Origin of the sequence: Halomonas sp. IOP_31, assembly GCF_021151495.1 — a bacterium.
Classification (GTDB): domain Bacteria; phylum Pseudomonadota; class Gammaproteobacteria; order Pseudomonadales; family Halomonadaceae; genus Modicisalibacter; species Modicisalibacter zincidurans.
In genome coordinates this window covers 62,210-86,838 of the sequence record NZ_JAIRBP010000012.1, presented here as the reverse complement: position 1 = coordinate 86,838, position 24,629 = coordinate 62,210, and the positions used below count along the sequence as shown (strand labels likewise).

Below are 24,629 nucleotides of genomic sequence, written 5' to 3'. Positions count from 1 at the left end.
CCCGGCTCCCCACAGACGTGTCGCTTCGCACTACTTTATCCGCTCCGCCGCCTTGGGCCTGTGCCCGAGCCGCCCCTCAGCCGCACGACTAAAGTCGAATGCTCCCCCGATTGCATTTGGTCTTCAAAAATACTTAGATATAAAAGTATTTTGTGCCATCAATGACAACACGGGATTTCCCCATGGCTAGCACTCCCGCCGAAGTTCCCATGAGCGCACTCGAAGTGACGGCGCTGGACATGATCGCCGAAGGGATCTATCGCATCGAATTAGCGCATCCCGATGGCCATGAGCTTGCCGAATTCACACCCGGGGCGCATCTCCACATCCGCGTACCCAATGGCCAGGTGCGTCGTTACTCGCTGTGCAACGATCCCGAAGAGCGCCACCGCTACGTGATCGCGGTCAAGCGCGAGGAGGCCGGGACAGGTGGTTCGAAGAGTCTGATCGACGAGACCCAGGCCGGCGACAGGCTGCAGGTCTCCGACCCGCACAACGACTTCGAGCTCAAGGGCAATCCGGCACGCTACGTGTTCATCGCTGGCGGCATCGGCATCACTCCGATCATGGCGATGATCCGCCATCTGCGCGCCACCGGCGGCAAGCCATTCAAGCTCTATTATCTAACGCGCGACGCCGCCCAGACGGCCTTTCTCGAGGAGCTGAGCGGCCCCGAGTACCGTGGCAAGGTCATCATTCACCATGACCAGGGTGACCCTGATAATGCTTACGACCTGTGGCCGGTACTCGAGCAGCCCAAGGGCGCACACGTCTACTGTTGTGGTCCGCGCGGCCTGATGGAAGCCGTACGCGATATGACGGGGCACTGGTCATCCTCGAGTGTGCGTTTCGAGGATTTCGGCACGCGCAAGTCAGCAAGCAAGGAAGATGACAAGCCCTTCACCGTACGGTTGGCCAAGACCGGCGAAGCCGTGCCTGTCCCGGCGGGCGTGTCGATTCTCGAAGCGTTGAGAGCCAACGGGCATCACGTCCCTTACTCCTGCGAAAGCGGCACCTGTGGCTCCTGTCGCACCCGCCTGGTGGAAGGTGAGGCAGACCATCGCGACCTGGTGCTGTCAGAGGCCGAACACCAGGACAACATTATGGTCTGCGTCTCGCGTGCCATCTCGGAAGAACTAATCATCGACCTTCCAGAATGAGCCGTTCGCTTTCGCCGGAGAATCCCATGACACCACCGCCCTTGCGACTCGGGATCGCCGGTCTCGGTCGCGGCTTCATGTTGCTGCTGCCGACCCTGGCGGCACACCCTGGCATTCGTCTCGTTGCGGCCGCCGATCCTCGAGAGGAGGCCCGGCGGCAATTCGCAAGCGATTTCGACGCCGTGACTTACGCCGACGTTGCCGAGCTGTGCGCCAACCCTGATGTCGAAGCCGTCTACGTCGCCACACCGCACCAGTTTCACCGCGAGCATGTCGAACTGGCGGCGGCGCACGGCAAGCATGTCCTCGTCGAGAAGCCCATGGCACTCTCGCTCGAGGATTGCCGGGCCATGATAGCGGCCATGCGCCAGGCCGGACGCTGGCTGATGGTCGGGCACAGCCACAGCTTCGATACGCCCTATCTGCGTACCCGTGAACTGATCGACAGCGGCGAGTTCGGCGCAGTCCGCATGATTCATGCGCTCAACTTCACCGACTTTCTCTATCGCCCGCGACGTCCCGAGGAACTGGATACATCACGCGGTGGCGGCGTGGTCTTCAGCCAGGCCGCCCATCAGGTCGATATCGTGCGACTACTGGGAGGCGGTCGAGCGAGCAGCGTACGGGCCATCACCGGCAGCTGGGATGCCGCCCGCCCCACCGAAGGCGCTTATGGCGCCCTGCTGAGCTTCGAGGGCGGCCCCTTCGCCACCATGACCTACAGCGGCTTCGCGCACTTCGACAGCGACGAGTTCTGTGGCTGGTCGGGCGAGCTCGGTCAGCCACGCGACCCCAGCCAGTACGGTCATGCCCGACGCAGACTCGCCCAGGTACAGACCCCCGAGGAAGAGGCCGCACTCAAGAACACCCGCACCTACGGCGCCGGCCTGTCGCTCGCCAACAGCCGCCTCGAGGAGATCACCCACAATCATTTCGGCTTCGTCGTGGTCGCCTGCGATCACGCCGATCTGCGCCCCTCGCCCCAGGGGGTACAGGTCTACGCCGATACCCGGCGCTACCTGGAGGCATTGGCGCCCCCGACGATTCCGCGCCGCGAGGTGCTCGACGAGCTGATCGACGCCGTGCGCCACGGCCGAGCCCCGATCCACTCCGGCGAATGGGGCCTGGCGACCATGGAAGTCTGCCTGGGCATGCTCGAGTCCGCAGCCACCAGGCGCGATGTAGTGCTCTCCCAGCAGGTGGGACTGCCCCACCGCGCTGCGCTAAGGTAGGCGTTGGCTGGGAGACCCATTGGCTCGTCAGAAGGAAACCGTGATGGCACGAAGCAACAACCAAGAGACAAGAACGGTACTGCGGCACTGGCAGGAGGACGTCCCCGACGACCGCCTGGCCCACCTGGTACGCGATGCCGGGCGCGTGCTTACCAAAACCCTGCAGACGAAGCTGGCGGATCACTCCGTGAGCTTCGGCCACTGGTCGTTTCTGCGCATCCTGTGGGTGACCGAGGGGCTCACTCAGCGTGAGCTCAGCGAACAGGCCGGTCTCATGGAACCGACCACCTACACGGCGCTGAAGGCCATGGAGGCCAATGGCCTGATCGAGCGGCGCCAGCTCAACGGCAACCGCAAGAACATCCACATCTATCTGACAGAGAAAGGCCGCGATCTCAAGCAGACCCTGATTCCGCTGGCCGAATCGGTCAACGATAGCGCGGTGCGCGGCGTCGACGACGACGACCTGCTGGCGACCCGGCGCACCCTGCTCGCCATTATCAGCAACCTGGCGGAAGCCAACGAATAACGCACCCACTAGACGAAACCCCATACCCAGCCAAGGATATGCGATGAACAACAATACGCCGCAGGCCGCTGCCGGAACGCCGGACATCGACGACCTGCTGCAGGATCTGGTCCATGCCAACCACATTCTCTTCGACGAAGGCGTTGTCGATGCGTTCGGCCACGTCAGCGCCCGCCACCCCGAACGTCCCGAGCGCTTTCTGCTCGCTCGCAACATGGCGCCAGGCCTGGTCGATGCAGAGGACATCATCGAATTCGACCTCGACGGCACGCCCGTCGATGCCGACGGGCGCAAGGTCTATCTCGAACGTTTCATCCATGGAGAGATCTATCGCGCCCGACCGGATGTCATGGCCGTGGTGCATAGCCATTCGCCCTCGGTGGTGCCGTTCAGTGCGGTCAAGTCGACGCCGCTGAGACCCATGTGTCACATGAGCGGTTTTATCGGCGAAGGCGCCCCGATCTTCGAGATCCGCGACGTCGCTGGTGACGCCACGGACCTGCTGATCCGAAACGCCCCGCTTGGCGAGTCACTGGCCCACTCACTGGGCGACAATAATGTCGTGCTGATGCGTGGACACGGTGCGACGGTCACCGGCCCAACACTCAAGCAAGCCGTCTATCGGGCGGTTTACGTTGAGGTGAATGCACGCCTGCAGGCCGATGCCCTGCGCCTCGGTCCTGTCGAATACCTGACCCCGGGAGAAGCCAAGACGGCGATGGAGATGATCGAGGGTCAGGTCGAGAGACCCTGGCAGCTGTGGAAGCAGCGCGCCCAGGCACGTCGCTAGCCGACCGCCCGCTCGCCGGCGCCATTATGATTGGCAACGGCGACTGACGGGGCCATCGCTCCGGCACTCCTGCCCGATCAGCGTGTTCAATTCAGTCGACCCCGTGCGCCCCGCTCCCTTGACCGAGGAGCGGGGCGCACGGTCATGCCATCGGACGAGCCTTTTTGTAGTTGCCCGCCACCGCTTCCCGACAGTTTCGATAAGTGCCAAGCACAAGGCGCATGGGCCGTGCTCTCTTTTTCTGCAGCGCGAGGTGCGCGAACGCATCGCGGACAATAAAGTACCGCTCGATAATGCTTTATAAGTCATTGCAAACCATTCGCCATTCCGCCTTTCTACGATCAGAAAATACGCCTTGGCCGAACGATACCGAGTCGCCGCGTGGGGCTCGCGTCAAGCGCGAAGGGATCGCGGAAGAATGACCGCCAGATCCCGGGAAGCCCCTCTAGACGAAGGTCTCAAAATATTGCGAATACGGCACAAAATACGACTTTCGCCGTATTTGACGTTGCGGACTCTTGGACTAACTTAGGCATGTAAGTTAGATATCTAAGCATTTTCACTGCACAAGGCTTGGATAGCGTCGCAAACCCAATCTGGAGATCTCGTGCAATGTTGACTCACGAAGAAAACGAACTCCTCTGCCGTGTCGAAGGTGACGCCCCCATGGGGCAGATCATGCGTCGTCACTGGCTGCCTGCCTGCCTCTCCGAAGAAGTCGCCGAACCGGACGGCGATCCCGTTCGGGTACGCCTTTTGGGCGAAGACCTGGTAGCCTTCCGCGACACTGATGGTCGCGTTGGTGTTATGGACGAGATGTGTCCTCACCGCCGCGCATCACTGGCGCTGGGCCGCAATGAGGAGTGCGGGCTGCGCTGTCTGTACCATGGCTGGAAGATGGACGTCGAAGGCAATGTCCTCGAAATGTCGTCCGAGCCGCCGGAATCGAAAATGACCGAAAAGGTCAAGCACAAGGCGTACCCGACCCACGAGGAGGCCGGTTTCATCTGGGTCTACATGGGGCCCGCCGAGGAGAAGCCGGAATTCACCGCACCGGTGTTCCAGCCGACGCCGGAAACCAAGGTATCGATCGCCAAGATCATCATCGATTGCAACTGGGCGCAGATTCTGGAAGGTGCCATCGACTCGGCACACTCGTCCTCCCTGCATTCCACCGATATGGTCCCCGCACGCATCGGTGGTGCCGAAGCCAACGATAAACTCTGGCTTCGCCCGTCAACGGACAAGGCCCCACGCCTGCAATTGCAAAAGACCCGTTTCGGGTTTCGCTATGCAGCAATCCGCCGTCCAATCACGGATTCCAAGACGCACGACTATGTGCGTACGACCCTATTCATTGCGCCCTACACCGTGCAGATACCCCCGAACAATCTTTATGATATCGCGATTCTGCATGTACCGATTGATGATACCCACACGGCATTTCACTTCATCGCCTGGGGCGACAAAGCCACCACTCCGGATACCGAATCCTGGCGCAAGTTCCTCGGGGCTCAGGTCGGCATCGATCTGGACGAGCGTTTCCACAAGTTCCGTAATCGCGAGAACAATTACTGGCAGGATCGTCGGATCATGCAGCTCGGCACCAGTTTCACCGGTATCCGCGGCATCCCCAACCAGGACATCGCCATGTGGGAAACCATGGGCCCCATTGCCGACCGCACCCACGACCGCCTTGGTGCCAGCGACCTCGCCATCGTCGAGTTCCGTCGCCAGATGGTCCAGGCGGCCAAGACCATGCAGCAAGGTGGACCGGCAATTGGTACCGAAGAGCCGCGCATTCCGCAGTACAAGCTGAAATCTTTCCAGGGCGTCGTCCCCAAGGAAACCGATTGGCGCGAGCTGGGCACCGCGCCCGAGGAAGCCGAACTCTATGCGGCGGATGCCCAAGCCAAGTAGCCGATCAGTTCCTGATCCCGGCTGATACACGGCAAACGACAATCAACGACCGACCCAGGACTGCTGATGAACAAACTAGAACTCTCCATTGCCGTAGGTAACTATGATCGCATGCGTCCCTTGATCGACGGGGAAGTACAGATCGACGGCGTGGATCCGGTGTTCATGCTCCACGACCCGGAAGAGATTTTCTTCCGCGCTTTTCGTCATGCCGAATTCGACATCACCGAGCTTTCGCTGAGCAGTTTCTCGGTGAAGACCGCGGCAGACAATTGCCCCTACGTGGGTGTCCCCGTGTTTCCCTCGCGCGCCTTTCGCCACACCTCGATCTATATCCGCACCGACCGAGGCATCGAGACGCCCGCGGATCTTCGAGGCAAGCGCATCGGCGTTCCGGAGTACCAGCTCACTGCCAACGTCTGGGCGCGGCTGTTTCTCGAAGAAGACCATGGTCTGAAGCCTAGCGACGTCACTTGGCTGCGCGGCGGTTACGAGCAGCCGGGTCGAGTCGAGAAAATCAACCTCAATCTGCCGGAAGGCGTCCATGTGGAAAACATCCCTGCAGGGGAAACGCTTTCCGGCATGCTCGCCTCGGGTGAACTGGACGCAGTGATGGGGCCACGTGCCCCATCCTGTTTCGACCGCGGACACCCTCATGTGGGCTATCTCTATGCCGACCCGCAACAGGCCGCATCGGACTGGTACCGGCGTACCGGTATCTTTCCGATCATGCATTTATTGGGCATTCGCAAGACACTGGTCGAACGTCACCCTTGGCTGCCGTTTTCGGTCTACAAGGCCTTCGAACAGTCCAAGGCATTAGCCGTGGCCAAGCTCAGCGATACTGCCGCCACGAAAGTGACGCTACCCTTCGTTGAAGATCAGCTCCGTGCTGCCCGGAACTTGATGGGCGACGACTTCTGGTCGTATGGTTTTGCCGAAAATAAAAATACCCTCGAGCGTTTCCTGAACCAGCACCATGCGGAAGGCCTCTCCAGTCGCCGACTCAAACCCGAGGATCTATTCCATCCTTCCACCCTGGAAAGTTTTAAAATATAAATTCATGGTTATTTATAAAAACAACCTTCAAACCTGACAAACACGGTGAATATAATGAAGAAGTTCATCAAGAAAGCGCTCTGCACAGCCGCCTTTATAGCTCCCAGCCTGCTCATCAACCCTGCCTCGGCCCAAAGTTACGAAATGACCGTGGCCGGCGCCTCTCCCGGTGGATTGTGGTCACTGCTGGGGGCTGGCATCGACTCAGCCTTGAAGGCCGAGTACCCTGGTTCGACAATCACCTATCAGACTTCGGGCGGCGGCCTGGCCAATGTCGCCGTCCTGGAGCGTGACGACGCCAGTCTCGCAATCATCGAGGATGCCGTATTGAAGCTGGCACAGGATGGCTCACCGCCGTTCCGGGAGCCGATCAAGGACATCAGGGTACTTGCCAACCTGTACAACTGGGCCCCCATGCAGGCCGTCATGCGGAAGGACTTTGCCGAGAAATACGGCATCAAGACCTTTTCTGACATTGCCAAGGTCAAGCCCCCGATCACGATCGCCATTAACAAGCGAGGCAATATTGCCTCCAGCGTTGCCATGGAAATGCTGAACGAAATCGGCGCAGGTCCTGACAAGATTAAAAGTTGGGGTGGGGAAATTATTTATGCGGCTTCAGGTGAGCAATCCAACCTCATCCAGGATCGCCGCATCGATATGTTCCTGAATAGCCTGTTCGTGCGTCAGAGCTCCATTCTACAAGCCAGCAATAGTATCGACCTGACTCTGTTGCCGCTTTCAGAAGAAACGGTCAAGGCTGTCGATGAAAAATCAGGCACCAAGCCTTTTGTCATCCCCGGCGGTGCCTACAAGTGGGCGCCCAAAGCCATTCCTACCGTGACGATCAGTGCCGCCTTGGCAGTACGCAGCGACATGGACGAGCAGACTGCGTACAACATCACCAAGGCCCTGTTTGAAAACTACCAGAAGATCGCCACCGTCCATCCTGCGATGAAAGGGTTGACCCCCGAAGTCATGGCTTCCTCCGAAGGCGTGCCCTACCACGAAGGGGCTATTCGCTATCTGAAGGAAGCGGGGCTTCGTTAACTGACTAACCCGGCATACTCTCGCTGCTGAGGATGATTTCGATGATTCCGTTTTTCAAACTCTTGGCCGGCACGGGAACGAGGCGGCCACTAAAGGGTAAACTGGGCATGGCAGTACATGGATGTGCTGCCTTGATAGCGATTGCGGTCATTTACACGACGACCATCGTCTATATTGATTTGTACACGATGACCGTCATCTTCCTGTCCGCCATGCTGGCGGTATTATTCTTGGTCATCAATGCTGGCCCCAAGGGCCGTACCGACCGACCCAGCCTGCTGGACTGGTTGTTAGTGACGGCCAGCATAGCGGTAGGCATTTATTTTTTCATCGAGAGTGATCGTATCGCTGAAAGGATAACCCTGCTTTTCCCACTGGAGACAGCGGACCTGATCGCGTCCAGCGTATTGCTCTTTCTCACCATAGAAGCGACGCGTCGCACGGTCGGCATGGGCCTGACCAGTGTCGTTCTCCTGTTCCTTGTCTATAACTTGTTCGGCCACTCGCTGCCTGGTCCATTGGGTTTCAGAGAAGTGAGTTACAATCACTTCATGGACATCATGATGTTCACCTCTGACGGCCTGTTCGGCGTTCCCCTGCGGGTAGCGGCCACTTATGCGTTCCTGTTCGTCATGTTCGGGACCTTCCTTTCTAAAGCAGGTGGCGCCGAATTTTTCTATAATTTATCTTCCGCCATTGCGGGACGGAGAACGGGAGGTCCTGCCAAGATTGCAGTAATCTCCTCCGGCCTCTACGGCACCATGTCTGGCAGCCCCACTTCTGACGTTGTGACGACGGGCTCTGTCACCATTCCCATCATGCAACGCCTGGGTTACAACAAGGCGCTCTCGGGTAGTGTCGAAGTCGCTGCTTCGACCGGTGGCAGCTTGCTCCCCCCTGTCATGGGCTCTGCAGCCTTTATCATGGCAGAGTACACCGGCATTGATTACCGGGATATCGCCATCGCTGGCATCATCCCCGCTCTCCTCTACTACCTGTGTGTCTACAGCCAAGTACACCTTCGGTCGATGAAGCTGGGCCTTGGCGGACTCGCCAAAGGGGAAACGCCGTCTTTCAAGGGCACTCTTAAAAACGGCGGCCTTTTTATCGTTCCGCTAGTAGCTCTGTCGACCGCACTGGTCATGGGTTACTCGCCCACCTATGTGGCTGCCATTTCGACTTTCATGGTCCTGGTTGTTGCCGCCTTCCGAAAATCGACCCGCATGGGTCCCAGGGCGGTCTGGGATGCGCTAGCGGTTACCACGCTGCGCATGGTATCCGTCGTGGCCGCCTGTGCGGCTGCCGGGCTCGTCATCGGTGGTATCTCCATGACTGGGCTCGGCAGCAAATTCTCCGACCTGGTCTTCTTGCTGGCTGGTAACAGTGCATTCCTGGCGCTGGTCATTTCGGCCATCTTGGCGATTATTCTCGGCATGGGCATGCCCACGCCGTCGGCCTTCATTCTCGCCACTGTCCTGGTCAGCCCAACGTTGCTGTCTCTAGGGTTCAGCGTATTACAGACCAACATGTTCATCTTGTACTTTGCGGTCTTGTCGGCAATGACGCCCCCGGTAGCCGTCGCCGCCTTTGCAGCTTCGGCGATAGCGGACGCAAAGCCCACCGAAATCGCAATAGGCGCAGTCAAATTAGCCATCACGGCGTTCATCGTGCCCTTCGCGTTCGTGTATGGTGAAGGGCTGCTGCTGGTCGGAAGTTGGCTCAATATCGCCATGTCCTGCCTGACGGCGGTAGTCGGAGTACTGCTACTGAGCATTGGGATCGAAGGCTATTGGCGAAAGCCCCTGAAAACCTTCCCAAGGGTCGGCTTTGGCGTAGCGGGCCTGATGTTCATCGTCCCAAGTTGGTGGACGATTATCGTTGCCATAGTGATCTTTGGCATTTGTTTCGTGACTACGCCACACCTTCGACACAGCGATCATAAAATACCCGCATGATTTAAGAACCCAAAACGACCTCGGCTTATCCTACGGCACCCTTCACAGGGTGCCTTTTTCTGACTATGAGCCGAGCTCTCTGCTTCGCCCGTTCGGCGATCCTGCATGAAAATTCCGAATCTCTTCTTAAGAAACTGCTCACAAAACGACTTTTAGCACTAAAAGGACCATCCTGATGTACGAGATTGACAAAGAGGCCCTTGCACGAGCCATCCACGACAACGTCGCCGCAGCACTTCTGGAGGACATCGGCAGTGGCGATATCACTAGCCACCTGATTCCCGAGAACATTCACGCCGAAGCCACTGTCACGACAAGGGAACGTGCCATAATGTGTGGTAGCCGATGGGTCGATGAGGTTTTCCGAGAAATTGACCAAGGCGTGAAGATCGAGTGGGTAGCTTCGGACGGAGACATGGTCGAAGCCAATACCCCGTTGTGTCACCTGTCAGGTTCAGCCCGCTCCCTCTTGAGCGGTGAGCGTAGCGCTCTCAACTTCCTGCAGCTGCTGATGGGGATCGCTACGCGTTGTCATGCCTATTCAACCCTGGTCGGCAATACACACGCCAAGCTCCTGGATACTCGCAAGACGTTGCCCGGTCTACGCCTGGCGCAGAAGTATGCTGTAACCTGTGGTGGCTGCCATTCCCACCGGACAGGTCTCTATGACGGTTTCCTCATCAAGGAAAACCATATCATGTCCTGCGGTGGTATCAGCGAAGCCATAACAGCGGCAAGGCAGACGGGACTGGAGGCTCCTATCGAGATCGAAGTTGAAAACCTTTCCGAGCTGAAACAAGCTCTCGCAGCCAAAGCCGATATTATCATGCTGGACAATTTCACCCTTGATGACATGTATTCAGCCGTCCAGTTGAACAATGGCAGCGCTGTACTGGAAGCGTCGGGCGGTATTACTGAAAATACGCTGGCCGATATCGCTCAGACGGGAGTCGATTACATTTCTCTGGGAACCCTCACGAAGGATATCAAGGCAGCAGACCTGTCAATGCGTCTGTCTCTCTAGCAATTCCTTCCCTCATAGGATGGTTTACTCAAGTGGCTCATCAGCTACGATCAACACCTCTTTGGCGCTCGGCGCACTAGACGCATTGCTTTTTCGACAGGGGATTCTCAGCAGATCCCCTCTTTCTCCGGGCCCGAGCAAAACGCCATGGCGGGGAAATTGCGCCATAGGCGCTGGAAATATCAGGAAAGGGTGTCGAGCGCCAGCAGATAGCCCCGGCTGCCCAGCCCGGCGATCACACCGTCGGCGCGCCGCGAGACGTAGGAGTGATGACGAAACGCCTCACGCTTGTGGATGTTGGAAAGATGCACCTCGATGACCTGGCCCTCGTAAGCGTTGAGGGCGTCGAGGATCGCCACCGAAGTGTGCGTGTAGGCCGCGGGGTTGATGACGATCAGATCGGTGCCGTCGGTCCGCGCGGTCTGGATGGCATCGATCAGCTCGCCCTCGTGGTTGCTCTGCCGGCAGGCGATATCCCAGCCGTTGATCGCGGCCTTCTCATAGAGCCGGTTATTGATGTCGTCGAGCGTCTCGTGGCCATAGATCTCCGGCTGGCGGGTGCCCAGCAGGTTGAGGTTGGGGCCGTGCAGGATTAGCACCTTGGACGCGCTCATGCCTCGTTCTCCTTCATCAGTTCACGCTTGTAGTGGGCAAACAGCGCCGCGGCCTGCTTCTCGACCAGCGCCCGCTTGTCGGCATCTTCGCAGAAGAACTTGAAGGCATCGACACCCTGGAACACGAACAGGCTCACCCCGCTGACCACCTGCGCGCCCATCGTCTTCGCCGCGGCGATGAACTCGGTCACCGCCGGGACGTAGACGGCGTCGAATATCCATTGATGACCCTGAATCGCCGAGCTGGGCAACGGGCAGCCGGGACTCTTCTCGTGACCGATCGGCGTGCAGTTGACCAGCCCGTCGCAACGCGCCGCGGTCGTTTCCAGTTCTTCGGCGATAATCGTCGATGCCGGGAAACCGGCGCGCTTCAACTCCTCGGCGAGCCGGCGCGATTTGTCGGGGTCCAGGTCGAGCAGGACGATCTCCGTGGCGCCCAGCTTGCCCAGGCCGAAGGCCACCGCCTTGCCCACGCCGCCGGTGCCAACCAGCAGCACGCGCCCCGGCCGGCGCTCGCCGAGGGTCGCCCGATAGCCGTTGATGAAGCCGGTGAAGTCGGTGTTCTCGGCCTGAACTGCGCCATTCTCGAAGATCAGCGTGTTGGCCGCGCCGACCAGCCGCGCGCCCTCGCCCATCGTCGTCGCGACCTCGAGTGCGGCTTCCTTGTACGGATAGGTGACGTTGACGCCGCGATAGCCCTGCGCCATCACTTCGCGGACCTGGCTGTCGAGCGACTCGATGGGCTGCTCGTTGGCATCGAAGAGATCGTAGCTGGCGGGAATGCCCGTCAGCTTGCCCAGCCGAACATGCAAGTCCGGCGAGCTGGAATTCATGATCGCCCTGCCGATCAGACCGAGTTTCATGCACTGTCTCCATTGCGGGAACCGCCCTGGCGAGCCCCCGGTTGCATAGCGGTGATTGCGTTCAGCGCTGGGCGGCCTGCGCGGCCAGGCGAATCGGGGCATTCACCGCACCGAACTGCGAATAGTCGCCCCGTCGTTCGACCACCTCGAAGAAGAACCGGTCCATGAAGGTCTCGGTATAGGCGTGGAAGAATTCGCCGTCGTCGTTGCGGTCGTAAAGGATATTGCGGGTCCGCATCGCCTCGAGCAGGCTATCGTCGAGCTCGAACCGCGCCGCCAGGTCGTCGTAGTAGTTGGCCGGAATGCGCAGCATCGGCAGGCCGCGCGCGCGCATGGCATCGACGGTGGCGAAGATCTCGCCGGTGGCGAAGGCGATCTGCTGCACGCCGCCCTGATGCGCCGACAGAAAGCGCCCCGATTGGGTGTCCGAGGCCGACGAGACGTTGAGCGGAAGGCGAATCGAGCCCTCCGGGCTGGTTACCGTCTGGCTGATCATCATGCCGCGGGGATCGGCTATCTCGTGCTCGCTGCCGGCGGCAAAACCGAACACGCTGCGATAGAACAACAGCCAGCCGAGCTGCTGGGTGGGCGGCAGCACATAGGACATGTGATCGACGTTGAGCAGACCGGTGCCTTGATCGGAGGCGTCGTCGAACAGCGTGAAGTCGGTTCGCCACTGCACGTCGCGGGCCTGGGCGTCGTTGACCAGGTAGATCAGGCTGCCCTCGATCCCGCGCAACGCCGGAATCTGCATCTCGCCCTCGCCCACCGGACCGCGAAACAGCGGCGCCTGATAGATGCGCGCCCGGGCCATGGCGGTGTCAAGATCGCTGACCCTAAAGCCCACCGCGCATACCGAGGTGCCATGCAGCAGGCGGAAGGTATGCGCGAAGCTGTCGGTCTCGAAGTTAAGCACCAGATGGATGTCGCCCTGGCGCCACAGTTCGACGTTCTTCGAGCGGTGCCGGCCGATGTGCTGGAAGCCCAGCGCCGAGAGGAATTCGCCGAGCGGTGCGGCACTGCCCTCATCGAGGGTGAACTCGATGAAGTGAATCCCGCGGTAGTCGGGCTGCGCCGGGGCCGGCTGCGACCAGGGCGCGCCTTCGGCGCATTGCTCGAGCCAGATCAGCGAGCGCAGCCCGTCCCTGGCGGTGGCGTCGCTCGGCGCGGCGCGAAAGGCGTCGTTGAAGATCTCCAGCGACAGCGGCCCGTCGTAGCCGGTCCTGGCCAGCGCCTGCATGAACGCCTCGAGCGGCAGCCGGCCCTGGCCGGGGAAGCAGCGAAAGTGCCGGCTCCATTGCAGCACGTCCATGTCCAGCAGCGGCGCGTCGGCGATCTGCACGAAGGCGATCTTGTCGGCGGGAATGCTCGCCAGGGTGTCGAGTTCGAAGCCACGCGAGAGAATATGAAAGCTGTCGAGAACCACCCCCAGCGCCGGATGGTCGGCACGTCTCACCGCCTCCCAGGCCACCCGGTAGTCGCTGATATGACGTCCCCAGGCCAACGCCTCGAAGCCGACGCGCAGACCACGCTTGCCGGCCAGCTCGGCCAGTTCGCGCAGGTCGTCGATCACCCGCTGCAGGTCGTCGATGCACTGCGGCGAGACGTTGCTGCAGACCAGCAGGAAGTCGGTGCCCAACTCCTCCATGAGATCGAACTTGCGCTCGGCGCGCTCGAGATTGCGCCGACGCTGCGGCTCGGGCATCGCCTCGAAATCGCGAAACGGCTGGAAGGCGACGATCCGCAGGCCGAGCGATTCGCACAACGCGCGTACGTCGCTTGGCGAGCCATCGAAGGACAACAGGTCATTTTCGAATATCTCCACCCCGTCGTAGCCTGCGCGCGCGACGGCTTCCAGTTTGCTGCGCAGGTCACCGCTGAGGCATACGGTGGCTATGGCTCGCATGAGATACTCTCCTGATTTGTCGGGCAAGATACCGTCATCGACGTTGGCGCCCTAGTATAAGATAGCGGGTGCTGGACGGCTCGTTGTTCGCATAGCGTTCGTTAGTTCGCATTATGGACTCCCGGAGCACGATCCTGTCAAGCGCGTTTACCCAGTGAGCCCCCATGAATCGGGGCCTCAGGCGCCTGAAGAGCAGTTCTGGCACGACGTTCCATATTTGCTTCGACATTGGTCGTAGTCGGGCGTTAGGCGATTGACAGCATCACGTGCCGCCTCTAGTTTGTTCGCAGGTAGGACGACGATTCGCCTATCGAACACAAATACCATTGCGACGATGTCGGGCACTCTAAAAAATAACGCGTCGCACCGTCTGGAGGATAACAGCCCATGATCAAGCAACTACTTACCGGCCTGGCGCTCTCGGCCGGAACCCTGGCAGCCATTTCGCCTGCCTTCGCCGAGTACCCAGAGCGCAATATCCAAGGCATCATCCAGTGGGGTGCCGGCGGCGCTACGGATACGGTCGCACGCAGCCTGACGCCATACGTCGAGGACGCGCTGGGCACCGACATCATTCTCAACAATCGTCCGGGTGGCACCGGCGTGATCGGTATGAACGCTGTTATGCAACAGCCCGCGAACGGCTACACCGTACTTTACGGCGCCGAAAACCCGCAGCTTTACCCCATCATGGGACTGGCAGACTTCGACTATAGTGCCATGACGCCGATCAACGTGATCGGTCAGGGTCTGGTGGTTATCGCCGCACCAGCCGACAGCCAGTTCGACAACTTCAAGGAGTTGCTCGATTATGCCAATAAGAATCCAGGCAAGCTGCGCATGGGAGGCACTGGCGCGGGTGGTCTACCGAGCACCATTCTAGCAATGGTCAACTCGGTCAGCAGTCTGGACGTGCGCAATGTGACCTTCGGCGGCGATGGCCCGGGAATCACCGCGCTGCTCGGTAGTCATATCGACTTCATGCCGCTGAGCTTGGCCGCAGCCCAGGATCAGATAGCCGCCGGGCGTCTTAAGGGCCTGGCCGTGTTCACCAAGGAAAAGATCGAAGAACTGCCCAATACGCCGCCGATCACCCAGGCACTGCCCGAAATCGAATCGTATCTACCCTGGGGGCCGTTCTGGGCCGTAGCCGTGAACAAGGACACACCGGAAGACATCGTCGCTACTCTCAGCGAGGCCTATCAGAAGGGCGTGGCCAATGAGAATTTTCAGAAATTCCTCTCAGAGAACGGCGCAAAGTCACTTAACCTGCAAGGTGAAAAAGCCGAAGAGTTCCTGAACCGTTGGCAGTCGGTAACCGCCTGGGCCCTACAGAAGGCAGATGCAGCCAAGATCTCACCGGAAGATGTCGGCATCCCCAAGCCATAATCCTCTGACCTGCAAGGCGACGGTGGGATAACAATCCCGCCGTCGCTCACATGGAGACACCCATGTCCAACGAACAGCAACTCAAGACAGGGGAACGCGCCTTCAACGCGCTGCTGCTCCTGCTCAGCGTGGGCGTGTTCTACGAGGCCTACCAGATCGCCGGTTTCGATCTACCCAACTCTGCCGGGGCCTTTCCCCTCCTGCTGGGGGCGATCATGATCGGCTCGATGCTGGCCATTCTCTGGGGTCAGCGCCATCATCCCAAACCGGATACAACAGGCGCCCTCGACGAGGCCCGCCAATTCGTCCAACAGCATTTCCCACTGCCGATCGTAATCTTCTCCGTACTGGCTCTCTGCTACCTGTTCCTGCTTGAACTGGTCGGATTCCTCCCGGCGACGGTGCTCTTCCTGTTCGTCTCGCAGGTCTTTCTGCGCCGTGGTCGTTTCCTGGCGTCCCTGATCATCACCGCGGTGGCGACCGGCGTCATCTACGCCCTGTTCAAGCTGCTATTTCAGGTCTACCTGCCCTGACCGACCGAGGTTCCCAGCATGGCTGACTCGATTTCCTATTTCCTGATGGCATGGCTCGACCCGTCACTGTTGATGCTGACAGCCATAGGCACGCTAGCGGGCATTTATATCGGCGCGATTCCCGGCCTTTCGGTGACCATGGCCACGTCGATCCTGATCTCCTTCACTTTCTCCTGGGACATCAACGATGCCTTGGCGTTGATAGTGGGCATCTACACCGGCGGCGTCTACGGCGGCTCGCGCACCGCGATCATGCTCAACATTCCCGGCGCCCCCTCGTCGGTGGCGACCTCGTTCGACGGCTACCCGTTGGCCCAGCAGGGCGAGGCTGGCCGCGCCATCGGCCTGAGCACGGTGATGTCGGTGATCGGCGGCCTGCTCGGCACCCTGGTGCTGGCCAGTGTTGCCCCCTTTCTCGCCGATATGGCGCTGGAATTCGCTCCGCGTGACTACTTTCTGATCGCCGCCCTGGGTCTGCTGCTGGTCGGAAGTCTGGCCGCCGAGTCGCTGTCCCGCGGCATCTTCGCCGCTGCCATGGGCGCGGTCATCGGTCTGGTAGGCCTCGACCAGGTCACCGCAGAGCCGCGCTTCACCATGGGCAGCATGCAACTGATGGGCGGCATTAATTATGTCGTAGTGATGATCGGCATGTTCGGTGCCGCTGAGGCATTCTTTCAGCTCCATCAGCTCAACGCCCAACCGGTGCGCCAGAAGGTCGACAAGATCATTCCCTCGTTCAAACTGGTGCGCAAGTACCTACCGCTGTCGATCCGTACCTCGTTGATAGGGGTGATCGTCGGCGCGCTGCCCGGCACCGGTGGCGACATTGCCTCGCTGTTCGCCTACGACCATGCCAAGCGCTCGGTCAAGAACCCCAGCAAGCCATTCGGCCAGGGTGCCTACGAAGGCCTGGTGGCCCCCGAAACCGCCAACAACGCCGCGGTCGGCGGGGCCTACGTGCCGATGCTGACGCTGGGCATGCCCGGCGACGCGGTCACTGCGATCATCATCGGCGCGCTGATCATCCACGGCCTCAACCCTGGCCCGATGTTGATGATCCAGACGCCGTATATCTTCTGGTTTACGGTCGGTAACCTTGCGCTGGCCAACATCTTCCTGCTGATATTCGGCCTCACCGGTATCAAAATCTTCGCCAAGGTAGTCGAACTGCCCAAGGCGATCCTGATTCCGCTGATTTTGGTGTTGTCTGTGGTGGGCAGCTACTCGCTCAACAGCAGTATGACCGAAGTCTATTGGATGCTCGGTTTCGGCCTGCTCGGCTACTTTATGAAGATATACCGCTTCCAGATGGGCCCGGTCATTCTCGGCGTGATCCTCGGTCCGCTGATGGACCAGACCTATCGCCAGGCGATGTCATCGGTGGGCGACGACTCTGGAGCCTTCCTGTTGTCGCTGGTCACCAATCCGCTGTCGCTGGTGCTAACCATCGCTGTGGTACTGCTGCTGCTGAGCAACACACCGCTGAAGCAGTTGTTAAAGCGCCGCAATCAAGCATAATGGCCAAGGCCCGGGTCTGCCCGGGCTTTTTCATGGATTCGCTCACGAGTTGTTCATGTCCGATGCCATCGAGCCCCACTTCGACGCGCTGGTCTTCGATTGCGACGGGGTCATTCTCGACTCGGCGACACTCAAGCGCAGCGCCTTCGCCGACTTCTATCGCGACGAGCCCGAACCGCTGCGCCAGGCCATTCATGCCTATCTGGCGCGCGGCGGCGGTCAGCCACGCGACGTCAAGTTCCACCACATCGAGGCGCACATCCTCGGCCGACCGGCCACCGAGACACGCATCCGCGAGCTGTCTTGCGCCTTCGCCGAGCATATCGAGGCGCGGGTCGCCGATGCGCCCATGCTGCCCGGGGCCCACGAATTCCTGCAACGTTGGCGGGGCCGTCGGCCGTTGTTCCTGCTCTCGGCCACACCGCAGCCCGAGCTGCGTCGGGTGATCGAACGGCGCGGCCTGAGCGGGTTGTTCGACGCGGTACTCGGCGCGCCGCCGGACAAGGTCAACGGGCTGCGCAACCTGATCGATCAACACGGCTTCGATGCAGCGTGTACCGTGATGATCGGCGATTCCTACAACGACTACCGGGCCGCACGCTCCAATGGCACACATTTTCTCGGCATCCTTGCCGGCGACGCCAGTCATTCACCGTTCCCGACCAATAGCGTCATCCTGCCGGACCTCACCGATCTAGAGGACGGTCTCGCCCGGTTGCCGACAGCGGATTGATCCGTGTGGTCTCACTGCGTATCGCGGGGTCTCTCGTCACCCTGCTGCTGTACCTGAAACGATGAGGACGCGCTGAAGTTGGTCGAATTGAAGCGCTGGATCTGCCTGCGCAGTTCACGACGCTGGCGCATCGACGCCATGCGCTTGGTATCCCAGCTGGCCGGCGTCAGGGCGCAAAAATCGCCATTGTCTTGCAGATCGAACGAGCGTTCGGCGCCCACCGGCATGTCCTCGGGACCGTAGATGCCCACCAGCCGAATGGTCAGCCTGTCCAGCGTCAGGTCGCCCTTGGGCCGGTGGTGCTCCATCTCGATGCCTTCATCCCTGGCCATCCGGGCAATCAGGTCGTTGAAGGTACCGATATGCAGGAAATCGCCCGACCCCAGCGGTCCCTGACGGGTATTCTCCCTGACGCTCGAGTCATTGAGAACGCGCCGCGACTTGCGATTCTCCTCCTCGTTACTGCCCAGATCATCGTCGTCGCTGTACTGTTGCTCGAAATCGGTGACATCCATGACGATCTGCCCCCGCGAGGTGTCCAGCGTGGCGATGATGTACTCGATGAACACCGATTCGGCGCTCATGTTGCTGATGATGCACAGCGCGTTGATATCCTTCTTCTTGCCGCGGTTGATGATCAGCCGTGGCCGGCGCTGGCGGCGAAAGCCCAGATACAGCAGCTGCGCGTAGACCAGCCAGATCAGCAGCGTACCTAAATTGATGATGAGACTGAGCAGTTTCTGATGCTGCGAGATCCAGTCGAACATAACGGTCCTTGTCATTGCCTCCCGACAACTGGCGTGGACTCCGCCTCGCCATGGAGCGAGAGACTAGTCGAACGCTATCCGCCCTGCATTATCCTGTAGCAAGCCTAGTCAAGGCTGAGCATAAACCTGCATGGCGACAGCACGCTGTATCAGATGGCCTCTCGATTAATCGCCCGGCGCCAGCCAGCGTTGCCAGAGATCGCTCACCGCCCGACGATGGTCGACGAAATCCTCCGCCGCTACGCGCCCGCCCTGCTTGGTCAACGCCTGGCGATGGCTGGTGTTGCGGTAGGCCAGATACGCCTCGCGCAACGCCCTGGCGTCGTCGGCGGGCAGGCGGCCGGTCGTCTCGAGGGTTTCCAGCAGCCGCATGTTGTCGCTGAACGCAAGCAGCGCCGGCTCGTCGTGGCTCATCGCCAGTACCGCGTACTGACAGAGGAACTCGATGTCAATCATGCCGCCGGCATCCTGCTTGATGTCGAAGCGCCCCGCCTCGCGTTCGCTGGCCCGGCTGCCCAGGTGATCGCGCATCTTGTGGCGCATCGCCACTACCTCGTCACGCAGCGCCTGAGACTCGCGCGCGCGGCCCAGCACCTCGCCGCGGATCGCCGCGAAGCGCTCCTCGAGCGCTGCATCGCCCGCGACGACCCGGGCGCGCACCAGCGCCTGGTGTTCCCAGGTCCAGGCCTGGTTGCGCTGATAATCGGCGAAGGCCTCGAGACTGCTGACCAGCAGCCCCGAGTTGCCCGAGGGCCGCAGGCGCATGTCGACCTCGTAGAGCGCCCCGGCCGGGGTCACCGCGGTCAATAGATGAATGATGCGCTGGCCCAGACGAGTGAAGAATACCGGGTTGTCGATCGCTCGCTTGCCATCGGTGCTGCCCTTCAGCGCGCCATCGTGAACGAACACCAGGTCGAGATCGGAGCCGTAACCAAGCTCGATACCGCCCAGCTTGCCATAGCCGACGATCAGGAATTCGGGCCTGTGGCGATCGACCCGCGAGCCGTCGCGCCGCTGCGGACGGCCATGCTTGTTGGTCAGGTTGCGCCAGGCCATCGCCAGCACCCGGTCGAGCACCACCTCGGCGATGAAGGTCAGGTAGTCGCTGACCTTCATCAAGGTGCGCGCTCCGGCAATGTCCGAGGCCGCCACATGCAGCACCTGGGCGTGCTTGAAGACCCGCAGCGCCTCGAGCTGGGCCTCCTCGTCGTCCTCGGGAATCCGCGCCAGCGCCTGGCGCAGCTCATCGGCCAGGCGTGTCTTGTCGGCCGGCGAATAGAGGGTCGCCGGGGTCAGCAATTCGTCGAGCAGCACCGGATGACGGGCCAGTTGCTCGGCGATCCATGGGCTGGCGGCGCACAGCCGCATCAGATGGCCCAGCGCTTCGGGATTCTCGCGCAGCAGCGCCAGGTAGGCGGTGCGCCGCAGCACCGCCTCGACCAGCGGCAGGGCGCGCTCCAGCGCAGTACTCGGCGCCGCGCTGTCGGCGGCGGCATCCAGCAGCAGCGGCATCAGCGCATCGAGGCGCTCGAAGCCGATCCGCTGCATGCCCTGCACGGCGCGCGACTCGCGCAGCCCGTTAATCCGGCGCAGCGACACGGGCGCCTCGAAGCTTGCCCTGTCGAGCAGCGCCTGCGCCTCGCTCTCGGCCAATTCGCCGCACCACAGCGCACGCCATTCGTCGAGCGGCACCGTCGCCTCGTCGGCCTGCGCGTCCGCCGCCGACGTCTCGCTGTCGTCTTCGGGATCGGCGATCACCGCATCGAAATGCCCGCGAATCCGTTCGCGGACCTCGTCGAGCCGGGCGATCAGCGCCGGCCAGTCGTCGAACCAGACCTCGCCGCGACTCATGCCCAGCGCCACCCGTTCGCGTTCGTCGGCAGCGTCGGGCAACGTCTGGGTCTGGCGGTCGTCGAGCGCTTGCAGGACGTGCTCGAGATCGCGCAGGAAAGCGTAATCCGGGGTGAGCTCGTCGACCACCGCCTGGGGCAGCAGCTCGAGGGGCGCCAGGCGTTCCAGGGCCGCCTTGAGCGAGGCGACCTGCAACTCGGTATCGCGCCCGCCGCGGATCAGCTGGAAGGCCTGGATCACGAATTCGGCCTCGCGGATGCCGCCGGGACCCAGCTTGATGTTGCCGGCCATGCCCTTGCGCCGCACCTCGCGATTGATCAGCGACTTCATCTCGCGCAGCGATTCGATCGCGCCGAAATCCAGGTACTTGCGGTAGACGAACGGGCGCAGCTCGGCGAGCAGTGCGCGGCCGGCCTCGATGTCGCCAGCCACCGGGCGTGCCTTGAGCATTGCGTAACGCTCCCATTCGCGACCCTGGTCCTGATAGTAGCTGGCCAGCATGTTGAAGCTGCCCACCAGCGGCCCACCGTCGCCCAGCGGACGCAGGCGCATGTCGACGCGAAACGCGAAGCCGTCGGCGGTGACGGCGTCGAGCGCACCGATCAGCTTCTGGCCCAGGCGGGTGAAGTATTCCTGATGGTCGTACTCGCGCTTGCCGCCCTGGGTGGTGCCCTTCTCGGGGTAGGCGAAGATCAGGTCGATATCCGACGACAGGTTGAGCTCGCCGGCGCCCAGCTTGCCCATGCCCAGCACCACCAGGCGCTGCGCTTCGCCGTCGGCGGTCGCCGCCGGCCGCCCCCAGCGTGGCGCGAAGTGCGCCTCCAGCCAGCCGAGCGCACCCTCGAGACAACTTTCGGCGAGCTGCGAGACGCTGGCCGCGGTCTGCCACATGTCGACGCCTTGGGGGCGGATCAGATCGCGCCAGACGATGCCCAGCATGCGCGCGCGCCGAAAGCGGCGCAGCGCGGCATGCAGCTGGCTCTCGTCGGCGGCCCGCTCGAGGGCGTCGGCCAGCAGCCGATCGTACTGCTCGCGCTCCGGGGCGCGATCCAGTTCGCCCTCGGCATCCAGATAGGCCAGCCAGCCGGGGAAGCGGATCAGACTCTCGGCAACCAGATTGGAGACCGCCAGCACCCGGGCCAGCTCGCCACGCCGCGCCTGACTCAGCGCTGCCCAGACCTCGCCCGGCGGCTCCTCCGCGTTGCGCCCGGCGCGGCCATCCGCCTCGTCGAGGGACTCGCGCAGTCGCTGCTCGAGCTGACCCAGTCTCGGATGCAGCGCAGCGGGAATGTCGGTCAGCGGCAGGAAGCCTTCGGATAGCGCCATGGATACGTCCTGAAACGGTGAATGAGCAAGCGGCAGCTCTTTGAGCAGGCCCTTGTCCTTGCTCGCTCTAGCATAGCGAACGGCCCGCCAACACTGAACCGCCGCCCCGGGTCCAATGGTCGGCACGCCGCCAAGCACGCATAAAAAAACGGCGCCCCGCATGGAGCGCCGTTTACGTCTGCCGCATGCCCAGCGGGAATCCCGCTCGGCATCAGCGCATCACATCAGCAGGCGCCGGATATCGCTCAACGCCTGCGCCAGGAACGCCGTGAAGCGTGCCGCATCGGCGCCATTGACCGCCCGGTGGTCGTAGGAGAGACACAGCGGCATCATCAGCCGCGGCGTGAACTCGGCCCCGTCCCACACCGGCTTCATCTGCGACTTGGAGATCCCCAGGATCGCCACTTCCGGCGCATTGACGATTGGCGTGAAGGCGGTACCGCCGATCGAACCGAGACTGGAAATGGTGAAGCAACCGCCCTGCATCTCCTCGCGCTTGAGCTTCTTGCTCTGCGCTTTCTTGGCCAGCTCGACGGACTCCTTGGCCAGCTCGATCAGCGACTTCTGATCGGCGTTGCGGATCACCGGCACCATCAGGCCGTCCGGCGTGTCCACGGCGATACCGATGTGCACGTACTTCTTCCACACCAGGGTTTCGCCGTCGCTCTTCAGGCTGACGTTGAACTGCGGATACTGACGCAGCGCATAGGCGCAGGCCTTAACCAGGAACGGCAGCGGCGTGAGCTTGGCGCCCTGAGCCTCGGCCTCGGCTTTCATCGACTTGCGAAAGGCTTCCAGCTCGGTGATGTCGGCCTCGTCGAACTGGGTGACGTGAGGCAGGTTGACCCAACTGCGGTGCAGGTTGGTCGCGCCCATCTTCATCAGCCGACCCATCGGCTTCTCTTCGACCTCGCCGAACTGGCTGAAGTCGACATCGGGGATCGGCGGGATGCCCGAGCCGCCAGCGGCCGGTGCCGCCGCCTGGGCGCCGCTCTCCTGCTGGGTCTTCATCGCCTGCTTGACGTAGCCGTGAACGTCTTCCTTGAGCACCCGCTCCTTGGGACCGCTGGGCTTGACCCGCGCCAGATCGACGCCCAGCTCGCGGGCCAGCATGCGCACCGCCGGGCCGGCGTGCACCAGCTTGCCGTCACGCGGCTGCTCGGCCGGAGCCGCCTGCGCCTTGGCGCCGGAGTCGGCCTTGGGCTGGGGTTTGGCCTCGCGCTTGTCGGCACTCTTGTCGCTCTGCTTGCCCGAAGCTGCTTCCCGCTTGGGCGACTCGCTCTGCTTGGGCTTGGACGGCTTGGCGCCGACCACCTCGACATAGCCGATCAAGTCGCCTTCGGAGACGCTGTCGCCCTCCTTCACGGCGAGCTCGACCAGCTTGCCCTTGAAGGGGCTCGGCACGTCCATCGAGGCCTTGTCGGATTCCAGCGTGATCAGCGGATCTTCCTCGTTGATCTCGTCGCCCTCGGCGACCGCCAGCTCGATGATCGGTACGTTCTCGCTGCCGCCGATATCGGGAACGCGAATCTCCTTGCGCTGGGATTCGCCTTCGTCCTCCGTGCCTTCAGACGCTTCGGCCTCGTCGGATTCGGTGCTTTCACCTTCCGCCTCGCCGCCTTCCTCTGCGCTACGCGCGTCCGTGATCTCCATGGTGCCGATCAGATCGCCCTCGGAGACGGTGTCGCCCTCCTTGACCGCCAGCGAGACCAGCTTGCCGCTGTACGGGCTGGGCACGTCCATCGAGGCCTTGTCGGATTCCAGCGTGATCAGCGGATCTTCCTCGCTGACCTCGTCGCCCTCGGCGACCGCCAGCTCGATGATCGGCACATCTTCGCTGCCGCCGATATCGGGCACCTTGATCTCGACGCTACGCTTGCCGCCCGACTTCCTGGCCGGCTGGGCATCGCTCTTGGACGACCCGGAGTCGGCGCTCTTTTTGTCCTGCTTGGTCTCATCCTGCTTGGCCGACTTCTCCTGCTTGTCGTCGGCGCCCTGCTGGTCTTCCGATGCCGCTTCATCGTCTTTCGATGTCGCTTCGCTATCGCCGCCACCCTCGGCCTCGAGCTCGAGAATGTCGTCGCCTTCGGAAACGCTATCGCCTTCCTTGACCAGCACCTTGACCACCTTGCCGCCCTTGGGCGCCGGGACATCCATGCTGGCCTTGTCGGACTCGAGGGTGATCATGGTGTCTTCGGCGGCGATCTGGTCGCCTTCGGACACCGCGATCTCGATGATTTCGACATCGGTGCTGCCACCGATGTCGGGGACTTTGATGATTTCGCTACTCAAGGTCGCGCTCCTTTCTAATCATGCTCGCCGCAGGCGCAAATCGTGCAGGGCAGGCGGGTTACGCTGGCATGTCTTTGCAGCATAGCTCGCCTGTCACCTGATCAGCCGTTCGCAGGCG

19 protein-coding genes are annotated in these 24,629 nt (G+C 61.5%); 13 read left to right on the top strand and 6 right to left on the bottom strand.

Features of this window, described 5'->3' with window-relative positions; translation table 11 throughout:
• The first annotated feature begins 182 nt into the window (after positions 1 to 182).
• The 9 genes from K7I12_RS08560 to nadC all read left to right on the top strand — a co-directional run bounded on the left by K7I12_RS08560 (position 183) and on the right by nadC (position 10,719).
• Complete coding sequence (locus K7I12_RS08560; RefSeq protein ID WP_084173380.1) at positions 183 to 1,160, top strand: PDR/VanB family oxidoreductase; 978 nt, start codon at positions 183 to 185, stop codon at positions 1,158 to 1,160.
• 26 nt (positions 1,161 to 1,186) lie between these two features.
• Positions 1,187 to 2,392 (top strand): Gfo/Idh/MocA family protein, encoded by a 1,206-nt coding sequence (locus K7I12_RS08555; RefSeq protein ID WP_031383260.1) that lies wholly within the window; start codon positions 1,187 to 1,189, stop codon positions 2,390 to 2,392.
• A gap of 43 nt (positions 2,393 to 2,435) precedes the next feature.
• Positions 2,436 to 2,921, top strand: coding sequence for a MarR family winged helix-turn-helix transcriptional regulator (locus tag K7I12_RS08550; protein WP_031383259.1), 486 nt, complete (start codon positions 2,436 to 2,438; stop codon positions 2,919 to 2,921).
• 43 nt (positions 2,922 to 2,964) lie between these two features.
• Positions 2,965 to 3,711, top strand: coding sequence for a class II aldolase/adducin family protein (locus K7I12_RS08545; RefSeq protein ID WP_051907394.1), 747 nt, complete (start codon positions 2,965 to 2,967; stop codon positions 3,709 to 3,711).
• 612 nt (positions 3,712 to 4,323) lie between these two features.
• Entirely contained in the window at positions 4,324 to 5,631 is a 1,308-nt protein-coding gene (locus tag K7I12_RS08540; protein WP_051907393.1) for a Rieske 2Fe-2S domain-containing protein, read from the top strand.
• Positions 5,632 to 5,697: 66 nt separating this feature from the next.
• Positions 5,698 to 6,690 carry an ABC transporter substrate-binding protein gene (locus K7I12_RS08535; RefSeq protein ID WP_031383256.1) on the top strand — a complete coding sequence of 331 codons (993 nt, stop codon included), beginning with the start codon at positions 5,698 to 5,700 and terminating at the stop codon, positions 6,688 to 6,690.
• 54 nt (positions 6,691 to 6,744) lie between these two features.
• Entirely contained in the window at positions 6,745 to 7,740 is a 996-nt protein-coding gene (locus K7I12_RS08530) for a TAXI family TRAP transporter solute-binding subunit (RefSeq protein WP_031383255.1), read from the top strand.
• A 41-nt stretch (positions 7,741 to 7,781) separates the two neighbouring features.
• Positions 7,782 to 9,695, top strand: a complete 1,914-nt coding sequence (locus K7I12_RS08525) for a TRAP transporter permease (RefSeq protein WP_035575184.1) — start codon at positions 7,782 to 7,784, stop codon at positions 9,693 to 9,695.
• Positions 9,696 to 9,870: 175 nt separating this feature from the next.
• Positions 9,871 to 10,719: a carboxylating nicotinate-nucleotide diphosphorylase gene (gene nadC / locus K7I12_RS08520; RefSeq protein ID WP_031383253.1), complete on the top strand. Its 849-nt coding sequence runs from the start codon at positions 9,871 to 9,873 to the stop codon at positions 10,717 to 10,719.
• Positions 10,720 to 10,901: 182 nt separating this feature from the next.
• Here the strand turns inward: nadC and aroQ are convergent, their stop codons facing one another.
• The 3 genes from aroQ to K7I12_RS08505 all read right to left on the bottom strand — a co-directional run bounded on the left by aroQ (position 10,902) and on the right by K7I12_RS08505 (position 14,102).
• Positions 10,902 to 11,333: a type II 3-dehydroquinate dehydratase gene (aroQ, locus tag K7I12_RS08515; protein WP_031383252.1), complete on the bottom strand. Its 432-nt coding sequence runs from the start codon at positions 11,331 to 11,333 to the stop codon at positions 10,902 to 10,904.
• Positions 11,330 to 12,196, bottom strand: a complete 867-nt coding sequence (locus tag K7I12_RS08510) for a shikimate dehydrogenase family protein (protein ID WP_031383251.1) — start codon at positions 12,194 to 12,196, stop codon at positions 11,330 to 11,332. Before K7I12_RS08510 ends, aroQ begins: the two co-directional genes overlap by 4 nt.
• Positions 12,197 to 12,257: 61 nt before the next feature.
• Positions 12,258 to 14,102 carry a bifunctional sugar phosphate isomerase/epimerase/4-hydroxyphenylpyruvate dioxygenase family protein gene (locus tag K7I12_RS08505; RefSeq protein WP_031383250.1) on the bottom strand — a complete coding sequence of 615 codons (1,845 nt, stop codon included), beginning with the start codon at positions 14,100 to 14,102 and terminating at the stop codon, positions 12,258 to 12,260.
• 387 nt (positions 14,103 to 14,489) lie between these two features.
• On the opposite strand from K7I12_RS08505, the gene K7I12_RS08500 reads away from it, so the two are divergent.
• From K7I12_RS08500 to K7I12_RS08485, 4 genes are all read left to right on the top strand, one after another.
• Complete coding sequence (locus tag K7I12_RS08500; protein WP_031383249.1) at positions 14,490 to 15,491, top strand: tripartite tricarboxylate transporter substrate binding protein; 1,002 nt, start codon at positions 14,490 to 14,492, stop codon at positions 15,489 to 15,491.
• 62 nt (positions 15,492 to 15,553) lie between these two features.
• Positions 15,554 to 16,024 carry a tripartite tricarboxylate transporter TctB family protein gene (locus K7I12_RS08495; RefSeq protein WP_031383248.1) on the top strand — a complete coding sequence of 157 codons (471 nt, stop codon included), beginning with the start codon at positions 15,554 to 15,556 and terminating at the stop codon, positions 16,022 to 16,024.
• Between the two features lie 18 nt (positions 16,025 to 16,042).
• Entirely contained in the window at positions 16,043 to 17,542 is a 1,500-nt protein-coding gene (locus K7I12_RS08490) for a tripartite tricarboxylate transporter permease (protein ID WP_231663884.1), read from the top strand.
• A 55-nt stretch (positions 17,543 to 17,597) separates the two neighbouring features.
• Positions 17,598 to 18,275: an HAD family hydrolase gene (locus tag K7I12_RS08485; RefSeq protein ID WP_231663883.1), complete on the top strand. Its 678-nt coding sequence runs from the start codon at positions 17,598 to 17,600 to the stop codon at positions 18,273 to 18,275.
• A gap of 11 nt (positions 18,276 to 18,286) precedes the next feature.
• Here K7I12_RS08485 and K7I12_RS08480 read toward each other — a convergent pair whose 3' ends face one another.
• The 3 genes from K7I12_RS08480 to aceF form a co-directional block, all read right to left on the bottom strand.
• Positions 18,287 to 19,042, bottom strand: a complete 756-nt coding sequence (locus K7I12_RS08480) for a hypothetical protein (protein WP_231663882.1) — start codon at positions 19,040 to 19,042, stop codon at positions 18,287 to 18,289.
• A gap of 165 nt (positions 19,043 to 19,207) precedes the next feature.
• The gene (gene glnE, locus K7I12_RS08475; protein ID WP_231663881.1) at positions 19,208 to 22,219 is read right to left on the bottom strand and encodes a bifunctional [glutamate--ammonia ligase]-adenylyl-L-tyrosine phosphorylase/[glutamate--ammonia-ligase] adenylyltransferase; all 3,012 of its coding nucleotides are present in this window, start codon (positions 22,217 to 22,219) and stop codon (positions 19,208 to 19,210) included.
• Positions 22,220 to 22,438: 219 nt separating this feature from the next.
• On the bottom strand, positions 22,439 to 24,511 hold the full coding sequence (gene aceF / locus K7I12_RS08470; protein ID WP_231663879.1) for a dihydrolipoyllysine-residue acetyltransferase: 2,073 nt from the start codon (positions 24,509 to 24,511) through the stop codon (positions 22,439 to 22,441).
• Between the last annotated feature and the right edge of the window lie 118 nt (positions 24,512 to 24,629).